Origin of the sequence: Sphingomonas sp. CFBP 13714 (assembly GCF_014842205.1) — a bacterium.
GTDB lineage: Bacteria > Pseudomonadota > Alphaproteobacteria > Sphingomonadales > Sphingomonadaceae > Sphingomonas > Sphingomonas aerolata.
Map to the genome: position 1 here is coordinate 218,952 of NZ_JACYVG010000001.1, position 14,265 is coordinate 233,216.

Sequence of the window (14,265 nt, forward strand, 5' to 3'; positions counted from 1 at the left end):
CGCGCCGTGACCGCCTTTGCCGATCCCGCCTTTGCTGAACTCGTTGCGGCGACCAATTTCTCGTTCCTCGACGGCGCGAGCGATGCCGGAACCATGGTCGGTCGCGCGGTCGAGCTGGGCCTTGGTGGCATCGGCATCGCCGATCGCAATACCGTCGCCGGCGTGGTCCGCGCGCACCAGGCGCTGAAGAAGGCCAAAGACGGACTGCTGGGGATGATGCTGCCGCCGATCGACTTCCGGCTGATCGTCGGGGCGCGGCTGGTGTTCGAGGACGGGACCCCCGACATCGTCGCCTATCCCTCGACCCGGCGTGGCTGGGGGCGACTGACCCGCTTGCTCACCGTCGGCAACCGACGTGCCGAAAAAGGCGGCTGCATCCTCGGGCTCGGCGACCTGATCGCGCATCATGCCGACATGATGCTCGTGGTGATGCCCGAGAGCAGCTCGCGTGGCGCAACGGCCGTCTCGCCGCTGCCCGACGGTGACACGCTGCCCGAACGCCGCGACCGCGACCTGTCGAGCGTCCTCCACGCGGTGAAGCGGCTGGGGGCGGACTGTGTCTGGCTCGGCGTGACGATGCCGCGCGGCGGACGCGATCGGCGGCAGCTGGCACGGCTGGCGCGGCTCGCCGACGCCGCGGGCATACCCGTGCTCGCGACCACCGACGCGCTTTATGCCTATCCCGACGACCGCGACCTGCACGACATCGTCACCTGCATCCGCGAAGGGACCAGCATCCACAAGGCCGGTCGCCTGCTCGCCGCCAATGGCGAACGCCATCTGAAGGACACAGACGAGATGGCGCGGCTGTTCCGCGATCGTCCCGATGCGGTGGGGCAAAGCGCCCGCCTGATGGCGCGGATCGCGTTCTCGCTCGACGACCTGCGCTACGAATATCCGCATGAGCCTGTTCCGCCGGGATGGGAGGCGCAGGATTGGCTGGAGCATCTCGTCTGGCAGACCGCGCTCGAACGCTATGACGACCGCGTACCCGACAGGATGCTGGCGCTGCTCCACGAGGAGTTCACGCTGATCCGCGAGAAGAACTATGCCTATTACTTCCTGACCGTCTCCGACATCGTCCGGTTTGCGCGCAGCTGCGACCCGCCGATCCTGTGTCAGGGGCGCGGCTCGGCGGCCAATTCGGTGGTCTGCTATCTGCTCGGCGTCACCTCGGTCGATCCGATGAAATACGACCTGCTCTTCTCGCGCTTCGTGTCCAGCGAACGCGACGAGCCCCCCGATATCGACGTCGATTTCGAGCACGAACGGCGCGAGGAGGTGATGCAGTATATCTATCGTCGCTATGGTCGCGACCGCGCGGCGATCGCCGCGACGGTCATCCATTATCGCCCCAAGAGCACGGTGCGCGAGGTCGGCAAGGCGCTGGGCCTGACCGAGGACGTGACGCAGAAACTGACGAGCACGGTCTGGGGCAGTTTTTCGAGCCGGTTCGACGAACGCCGCTTCACCGAAACCGGGTTCGATCCCGACAATCCGGAAATCGCGCGGCTTCGCGAGATGGTCGACCGGCTGCTCGAATTTCCGCGGCATCTGTCGCAGCATGTCGGCGGGTTCGTGCTGACGCAGGGGCGGCTCGACGAGATGGTGCCGATCCACAACGGCGCGATGGCGGACCGCACCTTCATCGAATGGGACAAGGACGATATCGACGCGCTGGGGCTGATGAAGGTCGATATCCTCGCGCTCGGCATGCTGACCTGCATCCGCAAGAGCTTCGACCTGATGCGCGAGCATGGCCACGGCGATCACCTGCTCGACACGATCGCCGTCGCCGAGGACGATCGTGTCTATGACATGCTGTGCAGGGGCGACAGCATCGGCGTGTTCCAGGTCGAAAGCCGCGCGCAGATCAACATGTTGCCGCGGCTGCGTCCGCGCAAACTCTATGATCTGGTCGTACAGGTCGCGATCGTCCGCCCCGGACCGATCGAGGGCGACATGGTCCATCCCTATCTCCGCCGTCGCAGCGGCAAGGAGAAGGTCGACTTCCCCTCGCCCCACCCGCGTTTCGGCCCGCCCGACGAACTCCAGCAGTTGCTTCGCTTCACCTATGGCGTTCCGCTTTTCCAGGAACAGGCGATGAAGCTGGCAATCGTCGCGGCCGGGTTCACGCCGGGCGAGGCGAACCAGTTGCGCAAGTCGATGGCGACGTTCCGCAAGGTCGGCGGCATGGATAATTTCCACGCCAAGCTGATCGGAGGCATGGTTCGCCGTGGCTATGAAGCGGAGTTTGCCGAACGCTGTTTCAAACAGATTGAGGGGTTCGGATCCTACGGCTTTCCCGAAAGCCATGCGCTGTCCTTCGCGCGGCTGGTCTATGTCTCGTCGTGGATCAAATGCTTCCACCCCGCGGTGTTCACCTGCGCGCTGCTCAATTCGCAGCCCATGGGGTTCTACGCCCCGGCACAGCTGGTACGCGACGCGGTCGAACATGGGGTGACCGTGCTGCCCGTCGATGTGAATGCGAGCCTGTGGGACAATGGCCTCGAAGCCGGCACCACCGCCGGGCAGGAGGCGTTGCGCCTTGGCTTTCGGCAGGTCGACGGGTTCCGTGCGGAATGGGCGCACAATCTCGTCGCGGCGCGCACGCGCGCGCGCTTCACCGGGATCGAGGACCTCGCCCGCCGCGCCGACCTGCCGCAGCGCGCGATGAACCTGCTCGCCGATGCGGATGCGTTCCGCTCGCTCGCCAAGGATCGCCGCGAGGCGCTGTGGGACGCCCGCCGCACCCCGCCCAGGCAGCTCGCGCTGTTCGCCGCCGCCGACGTGCCCGAGCTGGGGGTCGAACCCGATGCGCAGCTTCCCGCGATGCCGCTGTCCGAACAGGTCGCCGCGGATTACCAGACGACCGGCCTGTCGCTGAAGGCGCATCCGATGGCGTTCCTGCGCGATCGCTTCGCCGCCGAGGGGATCCTGTCGAGCGCCCAGGCCTGTGCCACCAGGGACGGCCGGCGCGCCAGAGTTGCAGGCATCGTCCTCGTCCGCCAGCGCCCGGGCAAGGGCAATGCGATTTTCGTGACGATCGAGGACGAGACCGGCGTCACCAACGGGCTGATCTGGGCGCGCGATTTCGAGGCGAACCGCCGCGCGGTGATGGCCTCGCGGCTGATGGTTCTCGAAGGGGTGATCCAGCGCAGCGAGGAGGGTGTCACGCATCTGATCGCATCGCGCGTCCAGGATCGTAGCGCGATGCTCCGGTTCCTGTCCGAGGACCACGCACTCGATGCGCCATTGTGCCGCGCGGATGAAGTGGTCCGCTCCGTCCCGACGCGCAGTCCGGATCCACGGACGTCGCTGTCGCAACCCTCGCGCGCGCAGCATCCCCGCGACGTGCGTGTCCTGCCCAAGTCGCGCGACTTCCATTGAGAGTGTCGGTAAGATGGTGGCAATCACCGCGCCGCCGCCCCAGATAGCGCAGAGTTCAATACGGGAGTGTATGTTGGCCACGCTTGGAATGTCGCCTGCCGAGAAGGACGCCGTCGAGGCGTTCCGTCGCGATGTCGTCGAACCGTCGATGACGAAACTCGTGATCATCGACTTCTGGGCGGAATGGTGCGGGCCGTGCAAGGCGCTCGGTCCGACGCTGGAAAAGGTCGCCGCCGATTATGCGGACAAGGGCGTCGTGCTGGCGAAGGTCGATACCGACAAGAACCAGTTCATTGCCGCGCAATTCCAGATCAAGTCGATCCCGACCGTCTATGCGATGTACCAGGGACAACTGGTCGCCGACATGACGAGCGCACGCACCGATTCACAGCTGCGCGTGATCCTCGATCAGTTGCTCAAGCAGCTGCCGATCGAAGCGGATGCCAATACCGACGCCCCCGACATCGAACCGCTGATCGCGATGGGTGAGGAGGTTCTTGCCGAGGGCGACGGGGAACGCGCGCTGGGGATCTTCCGCCAGATCGCCGACATGGCCCCCGAGCACCCTGCGGTCCATGCCGGCTTCGTCCGCGCGCTCGTCCTGACCGGGCAGCTCGACGAGGCGGCGGACTGGCTTGCGAATCTGGACCCGGCGATCGCCAAGGATCCGGCGATCCACCGCGCGCAGGCCGCGCTGGCGCTGGCGCAGTCCGCGCCGCCGGTCGCCGACCTATCGCCACTGATCGCCGCGGTCGAGGCAGCACCAGACGACCTGGCCGCGCGCTTCGCGCTCGCCAATGGCCAGATGGCGGCGAACGACCGCGATGCCGCCGCAGACAGCTTCCTCGCCATCATCGCCGCGGATCGCGACTGGAACGAGAGCGCCGCGCGGACGCAGCTGCTGAAATTGTTCGAGGTGGTGGGGCTCGAGGATCCCTGGGTCTCTGGACAGCGGCGGCGCCTGTCTGCGATCCTGTTCGGATGACGACCCGGCTCTCTATCTTCCCCCTGCCCGGCGCGCTGCTGTTCCCGGGCATGCAGTTGCCGCTGCACCTGTTCGAGCCGCGCTATCGGGCAATGATCAGCGACGCGATGGCGCGCGACCGGCGGATCGGCATGATCCAGCCGCGCGGTGATGATGGAGAGCTCTACGCACTGGGCTGCGTCGGCAAGATCGCCGAGGTCGAGGCGCTCGAGGACGGCCGGTACAATGTCGTGCTGGAGGGCGTCGCGATGTTCCGCATCGTCCGCGAACTCGATGTCACCACGCCCTTCCGCCAAGTCGAGGCCGAATTGCTGCCGGTGATCGAGGACGACACGCTGTCGCTCGGCCGCCGCTCGTCGCTCGAACTCGAATCCCGCCGCTTCGCCGACGTGCAGGGCTATGCGGTCGACTGGGACGCGGTCGCTCGGCTCGACGACGAGAGTCTGGTCAACGGCATCGCGCAGATCGCCCCGTTCGATTCCGCCGCCAAGCAGGCGCTGCTCGAGGCTCCCGACATCGAAACGCGTGCCGAACTGATCATCCAGCTGATGCAGTTCTTCGGGCGACACGACGGCGACGAACAGGTGACGCTGCAATGAGCGGACTCGATCCCTGGCTGCTCGAACGCCTCGTTTGTCCGGTGTCGCGCACGCCCCTGCGCTACGACGAGGCCGCGCAGGAACTGATCTCTGACGCCGCCGGGCTCGCCTATCCGATCCGTGACGGCGTGCCGGTGATGCTGGTCGAAGAGGCGCGGCCAATCGATGGTGCCGCAACCGCCTGATGGCGAAACCCGACCGCCGCCTCGTCATTCTAGGGGTGGCCTGGAGCATCGGGCTCGCGGCATCGGGATGGTCGCCCTTCGACCGCGCCACCTGGTGGATGGAGGTAGCGCCCGTCCTGATCGCCTTTCCGATCCTGGTGGCGCTGCGTCACCGGTTCGCCTTCACCCCTTTGGCGCTGGTCCTGATCGCGTTTCATGGCTTCGTGCTGATGCTGGGTGGCGCCTATAGCTATGCCCGCGTCCCGGTCGGTTTCATGGTGCAGGACTGGCTGTATCTGGCGCGCAATCCCTATGATCGGTTCGGTCACCTGATCCAGGGGTTCGTCCCCGCGATCGTGCTGCGCGAGCTGTTGATCCGGGGTCGGCATATCGCGTCGCCACGGCTGCTGACCGTCACCGTCCTGGCCTATTGCCTCGCCATCAGCGCGCTGTACGAACTGATCGAATTCGGCGCGGCGGTTTCGCTCGGCGAGGGTGCGGACGCGTTTCTCGGGACGCAGGGCGACCCCTGGGATACGCAGTGGGACATGCTGATGTGCCTGATCGGCGGCGCGCTTTCCGTCATGCTGCTGTCCCGCCCGCACGATCGCCAGATCGCGCGGACGGGCGATGGTCAGATCGTCAGACCCTGAAGCAGCTTCGGCAGGTCGCCGCTCTCGCCGCGCGCCTCTGCCATGAAGCGATCCTTGAGCGGTGGTATCGCGTTGACCGCGCTGATGCCGAAGCGGCGCACCGCGCTCGCGGTCTTGCCGGGCATGCCGAACAGCCGGGTCAGCGTGTCGGTCGCGGCGGCGGTCATGAACGTGTCGAGCCCGCGCCAGCGCTGGTAACGCGCGAGCAGCGCCGCATCGCCGAGGTCGAGGCCGAGGCGTTTGCCCTCGACCAGCACCTCGGCGAGCGTCGCCACGTCGCGAAAGCCGAGATTGAGCCCCTGTCCGGCGATCGGATGGATGCCGTGCGCCGCATCGCCGACCAGCGCGAGCCGCGTGTCGGTGATCCGGGCGGCGTGCTGAAAGCCGAGCGGATAGGAGGAGCGCGGCGTCAGCGTCGACAGCTCGCCGAGAAATCCGCCCATGCGCTTGGTCGCTTCGGCGAGGAACGCGCGGTCACCCATCTTGAGCATGCCCGCGGCGTTCTTCGTGTCGACCGTCCACACGATCGCCGAGCGATGCCCCTCCGCATCGTCGGGCAGCGGCAGCAGCGCGAATGGGCCGCTGGCGTAGAAGATCTCGTAGGCGACGTCCTCATGCGAGCGTTCGTGATGAAAGGCGGCGATGATCGCGGTGTGATCATAGGACCAGTGCGCCATCGTGATCCCGGCCGCCTCGCGCGTCGGCGACTTGCGCCCCTCGGCGACGACGACCAGCGGCGCGCGGACCACCGCGCCCGAATCAAGCGTCGCGGTCACCCCCGCGGCGCTGCGGTCGAGATCGGTCGCGCGCGTCATCATCCGCAGGTCGACATGCGCCGCCGCGCTCGCGGCATCGAACAGCGTGTGACGGAGCAGCTTGTTCTCGTACATCGTGCCCAGCGCGCCGTCGTCCGCGGCGGGGACGAAATCGAGCTTGCCCGGTTCCAGCCCGTCGCTGACCCGGATCTGGCGGATCGCGCAGCCCTGCCCCGCCAGCGTCGCGCCGACGCCGATCGCATCGAGCATCCGGTGGCTCGCGCTCGCCACCGCCGAAGCCCGGCCATCGAAGCCCGGCGCCAGCGTGACCGCGGGGTCCGCCGGATCGATCACGATCGTCGAGATGCCGTGCACGTCGAGCGCCACGGCGAGCGTCGCACCGACCAGCCCGCCACCGAGGATGAGTACATCTGTGTCCATGGTGCCGCTCTATCCCGCCCGCCCGCCGCTGCCAACGCAGATCCGGGGTCGCTTTAACCCGTGTTGTCGCGTGCTCGCCTTGACGTCGGACCCGCCCGGCGCGATGAAAAGTCGGATTTTCGCACATTGAAGGATTTGAGGTCATGGCCAGCCGCGCGCAGCCAGCCTTATGGCGTGAGACGGTAAAGGCGGGAGCGGTGCGCAGCGGCGCGCTGATTGCCGCGATCGCGCTGTTCGTCGCGACGTTGCTGATGGCACTGGCTTTGGCCAGCTATCATGCCAGCGATCCGGCGCTGAACACCGCGTCGGGCGGCTATCCCGCCAACCTGATCGGCCCGCCGGGCGCGTGGTTCGCCGATATCGCGCTGTCGCTGTTCGGCCCCGCCGTCGCGCTGCTGCTGCCGGTCGGGCCAATCCTCGCGATGCGGCTGTGGCGCGACCTGCCGGTCGGACGCTGGGCACGGATGCTGCGCGGTGCGGCGCTCGGCGTCGCGCTGATGGCCAGCGCGCTCGCCTTCGTGTCCGATGCGTCGGTGCTCGCACTTCCTGCAGGCTGGGGTGGCATCATCGGCCTGTCGGTCGCCAATGCGGTGCATTGGGGTCTTGGATTCCTGGGTCAGCCGGTCGCCGAACTTTGGTCGGCGCGCGCCGTCGGGCTGGTCGCCGCGATCGCGGGTGCGATCGTCTGGGGCAAGAGCATCGAGATCGATCTGGGCGAGCGCAAGTGGCGCTTCCGGCGCAACCGGATCCCGGCGCTCGGCTATGATGACGGGGCCGACGGCTATGTCGGTGGGCCTGACGACGAGGACGAGCCGCTGACGCTGACGCGCAAGCCCGTCGAGCCGCGCGCGATCGCCGAACCCGATCCACGCCCCGCGCCCGTCATCGCCGACCGCCAGAACGCGCCGTCGCAGGCGAAACCCAAGGAACGCCAGCTCGACCTGCGCGACAATTACACGCTGCCCAGCGTCGACCTGCTGACGCCGTCGCCGCCGAGCCAGGGCAATGTCGTCGACAAGGCCGGGCTCGAACGCAACGCGCGGCTGCTGGAGAACGTGCTTGACGATTTCCACGTCAAGGGATCGATCATCGAGGTGCGGCCGGGCCCGGTCGTGACGATGTACGAGCTCGAGCCCGCGCCCGGCATCAAGGCGAGCCGCGTGATCGCGCTGGCCGACGACATCGCGCGCAACATGTCGGCGATCTCCGCACGCGTCGCGGTGATTCCGGGACGCAATGTGATTGGCATCGAACTGCCCAATGCGCGGCGCGAGGCGGTGTCGCTCCACGAGCTCGTCGGCAGTCAGACGTTCGAGGATCAGGCCGCGCAGCTGCCGATCATCCTCGGCAAGAACATCGCGGGCGATTCGGTGATCGCCGATCTCGCGCCGATGCCGCATCTGCTGGTCGCGGGTACGACGGGGTCGGGCAAGTCGGTCGGGCTCAACAGCATGATCCTGTCGCTGCTGTACAAGCTGACGCCGAACCAGTGCCGGATGATCATGATCGATCCGAAGATGCTCGAACTGAGCATGTACGACGACATCCCGCATCTGCTGTCGCCGGTCGTGACCGACCCCGCCAAGGCGGTGCGTGCGCTCAAATGGGCGGTCGAGACGATGGAGGATCGCTATCGGCAGATGTCGTCGGTCGGCGTGCGCAGCCTCGCCGGCTTCAACGACAAGGTGCGTGGTGCCAAGGCCAAGGGTCAACCGCTGGGTCGGAAGGTGCAGACCGGCTATCATCCCGACACCGGCGCGCCGATGTACGAGGAGGAGAAGCTCGAATATGACGTGCTGCCGCAGATCGTGGTGATCGTCGACGAGCTCGCCGACCTGATGATGACCGCGGGCAAGGAGGTCGAATTCCTCATCCAGCGATTGGCGCAGAAGGCGCGCGCGGCGGGCATCCACCTGATCATGGCGACTCAGCGGCCGTCGGTCGACGTCATCACCGGCGTCATCAAGGCAAACCTGCCGACCCGGATCAGCTTCCACGTCACGTCGAAGATCGATTCGCGCACTATTCTCGGCGAACAGGGCGCCGAACAGCTGCTCGGCAAGGGCGACATGCTCTACATGCCCGGCGGCAAGGGCATCGTCCGCGTCCACGGCCCGTTCGTCAGCGATGACGAGGTCCGGCTAGTGGCGGATCACTGGCGGTCGCAGGGCCTGCCCGACTACATCTCGTCGGTCACCGAGGAGCCCGAGGACGGCTTCACGCTCGAAGGCTCCCCGACCGGCGAGGATTCGGCGGAGGACCAGCAATATCGCAACGCCATCCAGCTGGTCTGCGAATCGCAAAAGGCGTCGACCTCGTGGCTGCAGCGGCAGTTGCGGATCGGCTACAACTCGGCCGCGCGATTGATCGAGCGGATGGAAAAGGATGGCATCGTCGGCCGGCCCGATCATGTCGGACGCCGCGAGGTCCTGCGCGATACCGAAGGGCATGCGATCTGAGGGCTTGGGGGGTGGCGTCCAGCACAGCCTGCCCGTCATCCCAGCGAAGGCTGGGATCCAGAGCCACAAAACCCGGCCTATGCGGCTCTGGATCCTGGGTCAGGCCCAGGATGACGCAGGCTCTGGCGGTGATGGCCCAATCCTCACGCATCCCAGTTCACAACCCGTTCAAGCCGGGCCCGGCATTGCCCGGCGTCCAAGGAGATTTCGATGTTCAACACCCGCCCCGCGGTGATCGCGACGATCGCCGCTTTCTCGGTCGCCGCAGTGCCATCGCCGATCGCCGCACAGGCGACCGGGGATCTGGCCGTAGTGCAGAAATCTCTGCAATCTCTGGTGACGATGACCGCTGATTTTTCGCAGGCGGATCGCAACGGCAAGGTTCTGACCGGCGTGCTGACGCTCAAAAAGCCCGGCAAGATCCGATTCCAGTATGAGAAGGGCGTGCCAATCCTGATCGTCGCCGAGGGCGGCGCGCTGACCTTCATCGACTATTCGGTGAAGCAGGTGCAGCGTTGGCCGATCAAGAATTCACCGCTGGTCGTTTTTCTCGATCCGTCACGCGATATCACGCGTTATGCCAAGCTCGTCCCCGGCTATGACCCGCGGATTGTATCCGTTGAGGTGAACGATCCGAAACACCCTGAGGCAGGCAGGATCACCCTGGTCTTCGCACGCGATGCCGCCGCCCCCGGCGGGCTGATGCTGCAGGGCTGGGTCGCGCTCGACAGCCAGAACAACCGGACCACCATCCGCCTGTCCAAGCAGAAATTCGGCGGACCGGTCAGCGACAACACCTTCCGGTGGAACGACCCGCGCCGGACCCGGTGAGTCTGTTCACCTCCTGAAAATGAACGGCATTGTCGTTTCATTCATCCCGGCGACAGGTTCCTGGCGCTAGGGGTTGAGTCGCGGATGTGGGGCATTCGGGATTTTTCCCCCTGTTGCCCGGATGGTGTCCCCATTGTCTGCCTGCGTGACGAACGCTGAGTCGGCCCTCGCTCCACGCCCCCGGAGCGGGGGTCTTTTCGTTGATCGGCACGCCGCCGCGCGATCCTTGTCGCCACCCCCACGCGGCGCTACATCGCACGCGTGAAAATCGTCTCCTGGAACATCAACTCGGTCCGCTTCCGGATCGCCATCGTCGAGCAGTTTCTGAAGGAAGCCGCGCCTGATATCCTGTGCCTCCAGGAAACCAAGGTCGTCGACGACGACTTCCCCTTCGAGACGTTCCGCGCGCTCGGCTATGAGCATATCGTGCTCCACGGCCAGCGCATGCATCACGGCGTCGCGATCCTGAGCAAGGTGCCGATCGTCGCCGACGACCGGTTCGACTGGCAGGCGAACAGCGAAGCCCGCCACGTCGGCGTGCGCCTCGAAAACGGCGTGCGGCTGGAGAATGTCTATATTCCCGCGGGCGGCGACGTCCCCGATCGCGACGCCAATCCGAAATTCGGCCAGAAGCTCGACTTTCTCGAGCGGATGACGCGCTGGTCGGAAACGCTGAGCGGCCCGACAATCCTGGTCGGCGATTTCAACATCGCGCCGCTCGAGGCGGACGTCTGGAGCCACAAGCAGCTGCTCGATGTCGTCAGCCATACGCCCGTCGAGGTCGAGGCGCTCGCCCGGCTCCAGGCCGCAGGAAACTGGGTCGATCTCGGCCGCCGCTTCCATCCCGCCCCTGCGCGGCTGTTCACCTGGTGGAGCTACCGCGCGAAGGACTGGGCGACGTCCGATCGCGGGCGGCGGCTCGATCACATGTGGGCGACGGGCGCGGCCGCGGACGCCGCCGTCGCGCATCACGTCTTCGAGCCGTGCCGCAGCTGGCTCAAGCCCTCCGACCATATCCCGATCCTGACCGAGTTCGCCTTTTGAGCGATCGCCCCAATCCGCGCGCCGCGGCCCGCGTGGTCGATGCCCTGCGCCGCGGCTGGCCGATCGCGATCGACGGACTGACGTTGCTCGCGGTCGAGACGGCGGACGCGGACCGGCTCGCGGCATTCGATCCGCCGGCGACCGGCGGGGTGCTGATCTCGTCGGGACGGGCGGTGACGCTGAAGCTCGCCAATCAGCTCGAGGCGGCCGACCCGACCGCCCCCGTCCTGGTCGATCGCGCGCCCTGGATCGATTTTCCTGCCGCGACCGCGCTTGCCGACCCGCAGTTCGACCTCGCGACGCCGCTCAAGGGTCCGTTCCGCACCCTGCCCGTCCCGCACCCCGACGCCGCCGCGGCGGCGTTGCGGCTCGCACGGATCGCCGGGCTGTTGCCCGCCTTCTTCCTGGGCAGCGGCGCGCCCGAGGCGACCGCGACCGCCGCCGATATCGATGCGCATGAGGATGCGACCCGGCTCGTCATCGCGACCCGCGCACGCTTGCCGGTCGAGGGCGCGGAGGATGCCGAGATCGTCGCCTTCCGCTCGCCGGAAAGCGCCGATGAACACATCGCCCTCCTGATCGGGCAGCCGAACGGCGATGCCCCGCTCGTCCGGCTGCACAGCGAGTGCCTGACCGGTGACGTGCTCGGCAGCCTCAAATGCGACTGCGGGCCGCAGCTCCACGCCGCGATTCACGCGATCCAGCACAGCGGCTGGGGCATATTGCTCTATCTGCGTCAGGAGGGGCGCGGCATCGGCCTGGTTAACAAGCTGCGCGCCTATGCGCTGCAGGATCAGGGGTTCGACACGGTCGACGCCAATACCCGGCTGGGCTTTGCGATCGATGCACGCGATTTTGGCGTTGCCGCGCGGATGCTGAGCCTGCTCGGCCAGAACCGGGTTCGGTTGCTCACCAACAATCCGGCCAAGGTCGCCGGACTCGAGGCGACCGGTGTGACGGTGGCCGAGCGCGTCCCCCACGCGCTGCCCGCCAATCCGCACAATGCCCGCTATCTCGCAACCAAGCGCGACCGCACCGGACATCAGCTTTGATCGACATTCCTCCCTCGTGGCGGCTGATCGTCGTGTTCGGCGCCGCGGTGCGCGCGGATGGCAGCCCGAGCCCGACGCTCGAGCGACGGATCGCGTTCGCGGCGGCGGCCGCGGCGCGCTATACCGAGGCGGACCTGTTCTGTTCGGGCGCGATTGGCCGTCATGGTCCGTCGGAGGCATCGGTGATGGCCGATCGGCTGGCGGAAACGGTCGATCGGTCGCGGATCCATCTCGACGAAGCCAGTCTCGATACGCTGCAGAGCGTGGTCGCAGCCACTCGGTTCGCCCGCGCGGGGCATTATGCCCAGTGCATGATCTGCACCGACGGCTATCACCAGCCGCGCATCCGCATGTTGTTCGCAATGTTGGGGATGCCCGCCAGCGCGATTCACGTCCCACATGGCGGCAGCCGCCGCTACCAGATCAAGATGCGCGCACGCGAGGCTGCGGCGATCCCCTATGACCTGGTCGCGGGCGTCGGCGCGATCCTGCGCAGGCGGCGGGCCTAGGCCCCCTCTCGCAGGACGCGCGCCACCGCGTCGAAATCGTCGGCCAGCGCATCGACGCCGATCGCCTTGAGCCGCGCGCCGTGATCCGGCCCGCAATGCGACCCCGCCGACAGTCCGATGACATAGCCGCCCGAGGCCACCGCGCCGGTCGCGCCGACCGGCGAATCCTCGAGGATCGCGGTCCGGCCGATGTCGACGCCCAGCCGTTCGGCACCGTAGAGATAGAGATCAGGCGCAGGCTTGCCGTTAGTGACATGCTCGCGGCCGCTGTAGAGATGATCGCCGAACGCGTCGCGCAGGCCGATATGGTCGAGGTGCCGCGCGATCCAGCGGGTCGGGCTCGACGAGACGATCGCCTTGGGCAGATCGGCCGGCAAGGCGCGGACGAAGGCGACCGCACCCGCGATCGCATCGATACCCGCGGCCATAACGCGGTCGTCCTCCGCCTTGCGCGCCGCGTAGAACGCCTCGGGCAGCGGCCGGTCGATCCAGCGCTCGATCGCGTCGACGAATTGCGGCCCGGCAAGCCCCATGAAGTTCGCCATCGACTCCTCCGGGGTGATCGGATGCCCCGCAGCGGTCAGCCATTCGGCGATATGCCGGTTGCCGAGCGCCTCGCTGTCGATCAGCACACCGTCGAAATCGAACAACAGCGCATCGAACCGGACTGCACCGGTCATGCGCGATGCCCCCGCGTGCCGAACAGCGCGCTGCCGATCCGGACGTGCGTCGCGCCGATCGTCACCGCGGTCTCGAAATCATCGGACATGCCCATGCTCAGCCCCGACAGCCCGCAATCGCGCGCAAGCTTTGCCAGCAGCGCGAAATAGGGCGCAGGCTCGACATCGGCGGGAGGCAGGCACATCAGCCCCGCAACCGGGAGGTCGGCCGCGCGGGCCGCGTCGAGCAACGCGGGCAGGTCGGCGATCGCACAGCCGCCCTTTTGCGGCTCATCACCGATATTCACCTGGAGATAGCAGTCGGGGCGCCGCCCGCTCTCGCGCATCGCCTTGCCGAGCGCCGTGACCAGCGACGGACGATCGACGACATGGATGCAGTCGAACAGCGCGACGGCATCCGCTGCCTTGTTCGACTGCAACTGCCCGATCAGGTGCAGGACGACGTCGGGGTACCGCGCCTTGAGCGCTGGCCATTTGTCCGCCGCTTCCTGGACGCGATTCTCGCCGAATACCCGCTGACCCTGTTCGAGCAGGGGTTCGATCGCCGTCGCCGGATGCGTCTTCGACACCGCGATCAAGGCGACGTCCTCAGGCTTGCGACCGGCGATCTCGGCGGCCTTGGCGATCCGTGCGCGGATCTCGGCCAGGCGCTGCGCGCGGTCGGTTTCGTCGGTCATGCCGTTCGTGTCTGTCATGCGGGGCG

13 protein-coding genes are annotated in these 14,265 nt (G+C 67.1%); 10 read left to right on the top strand and 3 right to left on the bottom strand.

Annotated elements, in window-relative coordinates; all coding sequences use genetic code 11:
* Positions 1 to 6: 6 nt before the first annotated feature.
* From IFT54_RS00995 to IFT54_RS01015, 5 genes are all read left to right on the top strand, one after another.
* Positions 7 to 3,390, top strand: coding sequence for an error-prone DNA polymerase (locus IFT54_RS00995; protein WP_192069345.1), 3,384 nt, complete (start codon positions 7 to 9; stop codon positions 3,388 to 3,390).
* Between the two features lie 88 nt (positions 3,391 to 3,478).
* Positions 3,479 to 4,375: a tetratricopeptide repeat protein gene (locus IFT54_RS01000; protein ID WP_192069673.1), complete on the top strand. Its 897-nt coding sequence runs from the start codon at positions 3,479 to 3,481 to the stop codon at positions 4,373 to 4,375.
* Positions 4,372 to 4,974, top strand: a complete 603-nt coding sequence (locus IFT54_RS01005; RefSeq protein ID WP_031395355.1) for an LON peptidase substrate-binding domain-containing protein — start codon at positions 4,372 to 4,374, stop codon at positions 4,972 to 4,974. Before IFT54_RS01000 ends, IFT54_RS01005 begins: the two co-directional genes overlap by 4 nt.
* Positions 4,971 to 5,159 carry a Trm112 family protein gene (locus IFT54_RS01010; protein WP_031395356.1) on the top strand — a complete coding sequence of 63 codons (189 nt, stop codon included), beginning with the start codon at positions 4,971 to 4,973 and terminating at the stop codon, positions 5,157 to 5,159. The genes IFT54_RS01005 and IFT54_RS01010 overlap by 4 nt, the downstream gene beginning before the upstream one ends.
* The gene (locus tag IFT54_RS01015) at positions 5,159 to 5,791 is read left to right on the top strand and encodes a DUF2238 domain-containing protein (protein ID WP_192069346.1); all 633 of its coding nucleotides are present in this window, start codon (positions 5,159 to 5,161) and stop codon (positions 5,789 to 5,791) included. The genes IFT54_RS01010 and IFT54_RS01015 overlap by 1 nt, the downstream gene beginning before the upstream one ends.
* On the opposite strand, the gene IFT54_RS01020 is transcribed toward IFT54_RS01015, so the two are convergent.
* The gene (locus IFT54_RS01020; RefSeq protein WP_192069347.1) at positions 5,773 to 6,987 is read right to left on the bottom strand and encodes a UbiH/UbiF/VisC/COQ6 family ubiquinone biosynthesis hydroxylase; all 1,215 of its coding nucleotides are present in this window, start codon (positions 6,985 to 6,987) and stop codon (positions 5,773 to 5,775) included. The genes IFT54_RS01015 and IFT54_RS01020 overlap by 19 nt on opposite strands.
* Before the next feature lie 143 nt (positions 6,988 to 7,130).
* Between IFT54_RS01020 and IFT54_RS01025 the strand changes: the two genes are divergently transcribed.
* From IFT54_RS01025 to IFT54_RS01045, 5 genes are all read left to right on the top strand, one after another.
* Complete coding sequence (locus tag IFT54_RS01025; RefSeq protein WP_056406624.1) at positions 7,131 to 9,446, top strand: DNA translocase FtsK; 2,316 nt, start codon at positions 7,131 to 7,133, stop codon at positions 9,444 to 9,446.
* A gap of 210 nt (positions 9,447 to 9,656) precedes the next feature.
* Positions 9,657 to 10,277 (top strand): LolA family protein, encoded by a 621-nt coding sequence (locus tag IFT54_RS01030; RefSeq protein WP_192069348.1) that lies wholly within the window; start codon positions 9,657 to 9,659, stop codon positions 10,275 to 10,277.
* 261 nt (positions 10,278 to 10,538) lie between these two features.
* On the top strand, positions 10,539 to 11,321 hold the full coding sequence (xth, locus tag IFT54_RS01035; RefSeq protein WP_192069349.1) for an exodeoxyribonuclease III: 783 nt from the start codon (positions 10,539 to 10,541) through the stop codon (positions 11,319 to 11,321).
* On the top strand, positions 11,318 to 12,373 hold the full coding sequence (gene ribA, locus IFT54_RS01040) for a GTP cyclohydrolase II (RefSeq protein ID WP_244648434.1): 1,056 nt from the start codon (positions 11,318 to 11,320) through the stop codon (positions 12,371 to 12,373). The genes xth and ribA overlap by 4 nt, the downstream gene beginning before the upstream one ends.
* The gene (locus IFT54_RS01045; protein WP_192069350.1) at positions 12,370 to 12,882 is read left to right on the top strand and encodes a YdcF family protein; all 513 of its coding nucleotides are present in this window, start codon (positions 12,370 to 12,372) and stop codon (positions 12,880 to 12,882) included. The genes ribA and IFT54_RS01045 overlap by 4 nt, the downstream gene beginning before the upstream one ends.
* On the opposite strand, the gene IFT54_RS01050 is transcribed toward IFT54_RS01045, so the two are convergent.
* Positions 12,879 to 13,562, bottom strand: a complete 684-nt coding sequence (locus IFT54_RS01050; RefSeq protein ID WP_192069351.1) for an HAD family hydrolase — start codon at positions 13,560 to 13,562, stop codon at positions 12,879 to 12,881. The genes IFT54_RS01045 and IFT54_RS01050 overlap by 4 nt on opposite strands.
* The gene (locus tag IFT54_RS01055) at positions 13,559 to 14,257 is read right to left on the bottom strand and encodes a YggS family pyridoxal phosphate-dependent enzyme (protein ID WP_244648436.1); all 699 of its coding nucleotides are present in this window, start codon (positions 14,255 to 14,257) and stop codon (positions 13,559 to 13,561) included. The genes IFT54_RS01050 and IFT54_RS01055 overlap by 4 nt, the downstream gene beginning before the upstream one ends.
* Positions 14,258 to 14,265: the final 8 nt, after the last annotated feature.

Coding starts and splice junctions, on each gene's coding strand:
- IFT54_RS01000 (WP_192069673.1), top strand. CDS start 3,479: ATGTCGCCTGCCGAGAAGGACGCCGTCGAGGCGTTCCGTCGCGATGTC.
- IFT54_RS01005 (WP_031395355.1), top strand. CDS start 4,372: ATGACGACCCGGCTCTCTATCTTCCCCCTGCCCGGCGCGCTGCTGTTC.
- IFT54_RS01010 (WP_031395356.1), top strand. CDS start 4,971: ATGAGCGGACTCGATCCCTGGCTGCTCGAACGCCTCGTTTGTCCGGTG.
- IFT54_RS01015 (WP_192069346.1), top strand. CDS start 5,159: ATGGCGAAACCCGACCGCCGCCTCGTCATTCTAGGGGTGGCCTGGAGC.
- IFT54_RS01020 (WP_192069347.1), bottom strand. CDS start 6,987: ATGGACACAGATGTACTCATCCTCGGTGGCGGGCTGGTCGGTGCGACG.
- IFT54_RS01025 (WP_056406624.1), top strand. CDS start 7,131: ATGGCCAGCCGCGCGCAGCCAGCCTTATGGCGTGAGACGGTAAAGGCG.
- IFT54_RS01030 (WP_192069348.1), top strand. CDS start 9,657: ATGTTCAACACCCGCCCCGCGGTGATCGCGACGATCGCCGCTTTCTCG.
- IFT54_RS01050 (WP_192069351.1), bottom strand. CDS start 13,562: ATGACCGGTGCAGTCCGGTTCGATGCGCTGTTGTTCGATTTCGACGGT.
- IFT54_RS01055 (WP_244648436.1), bottom strand. CDS start 14,257: ATGACAGACACGAACGGCATGACCGACGAAACCGACCGCGCGCAGCGC.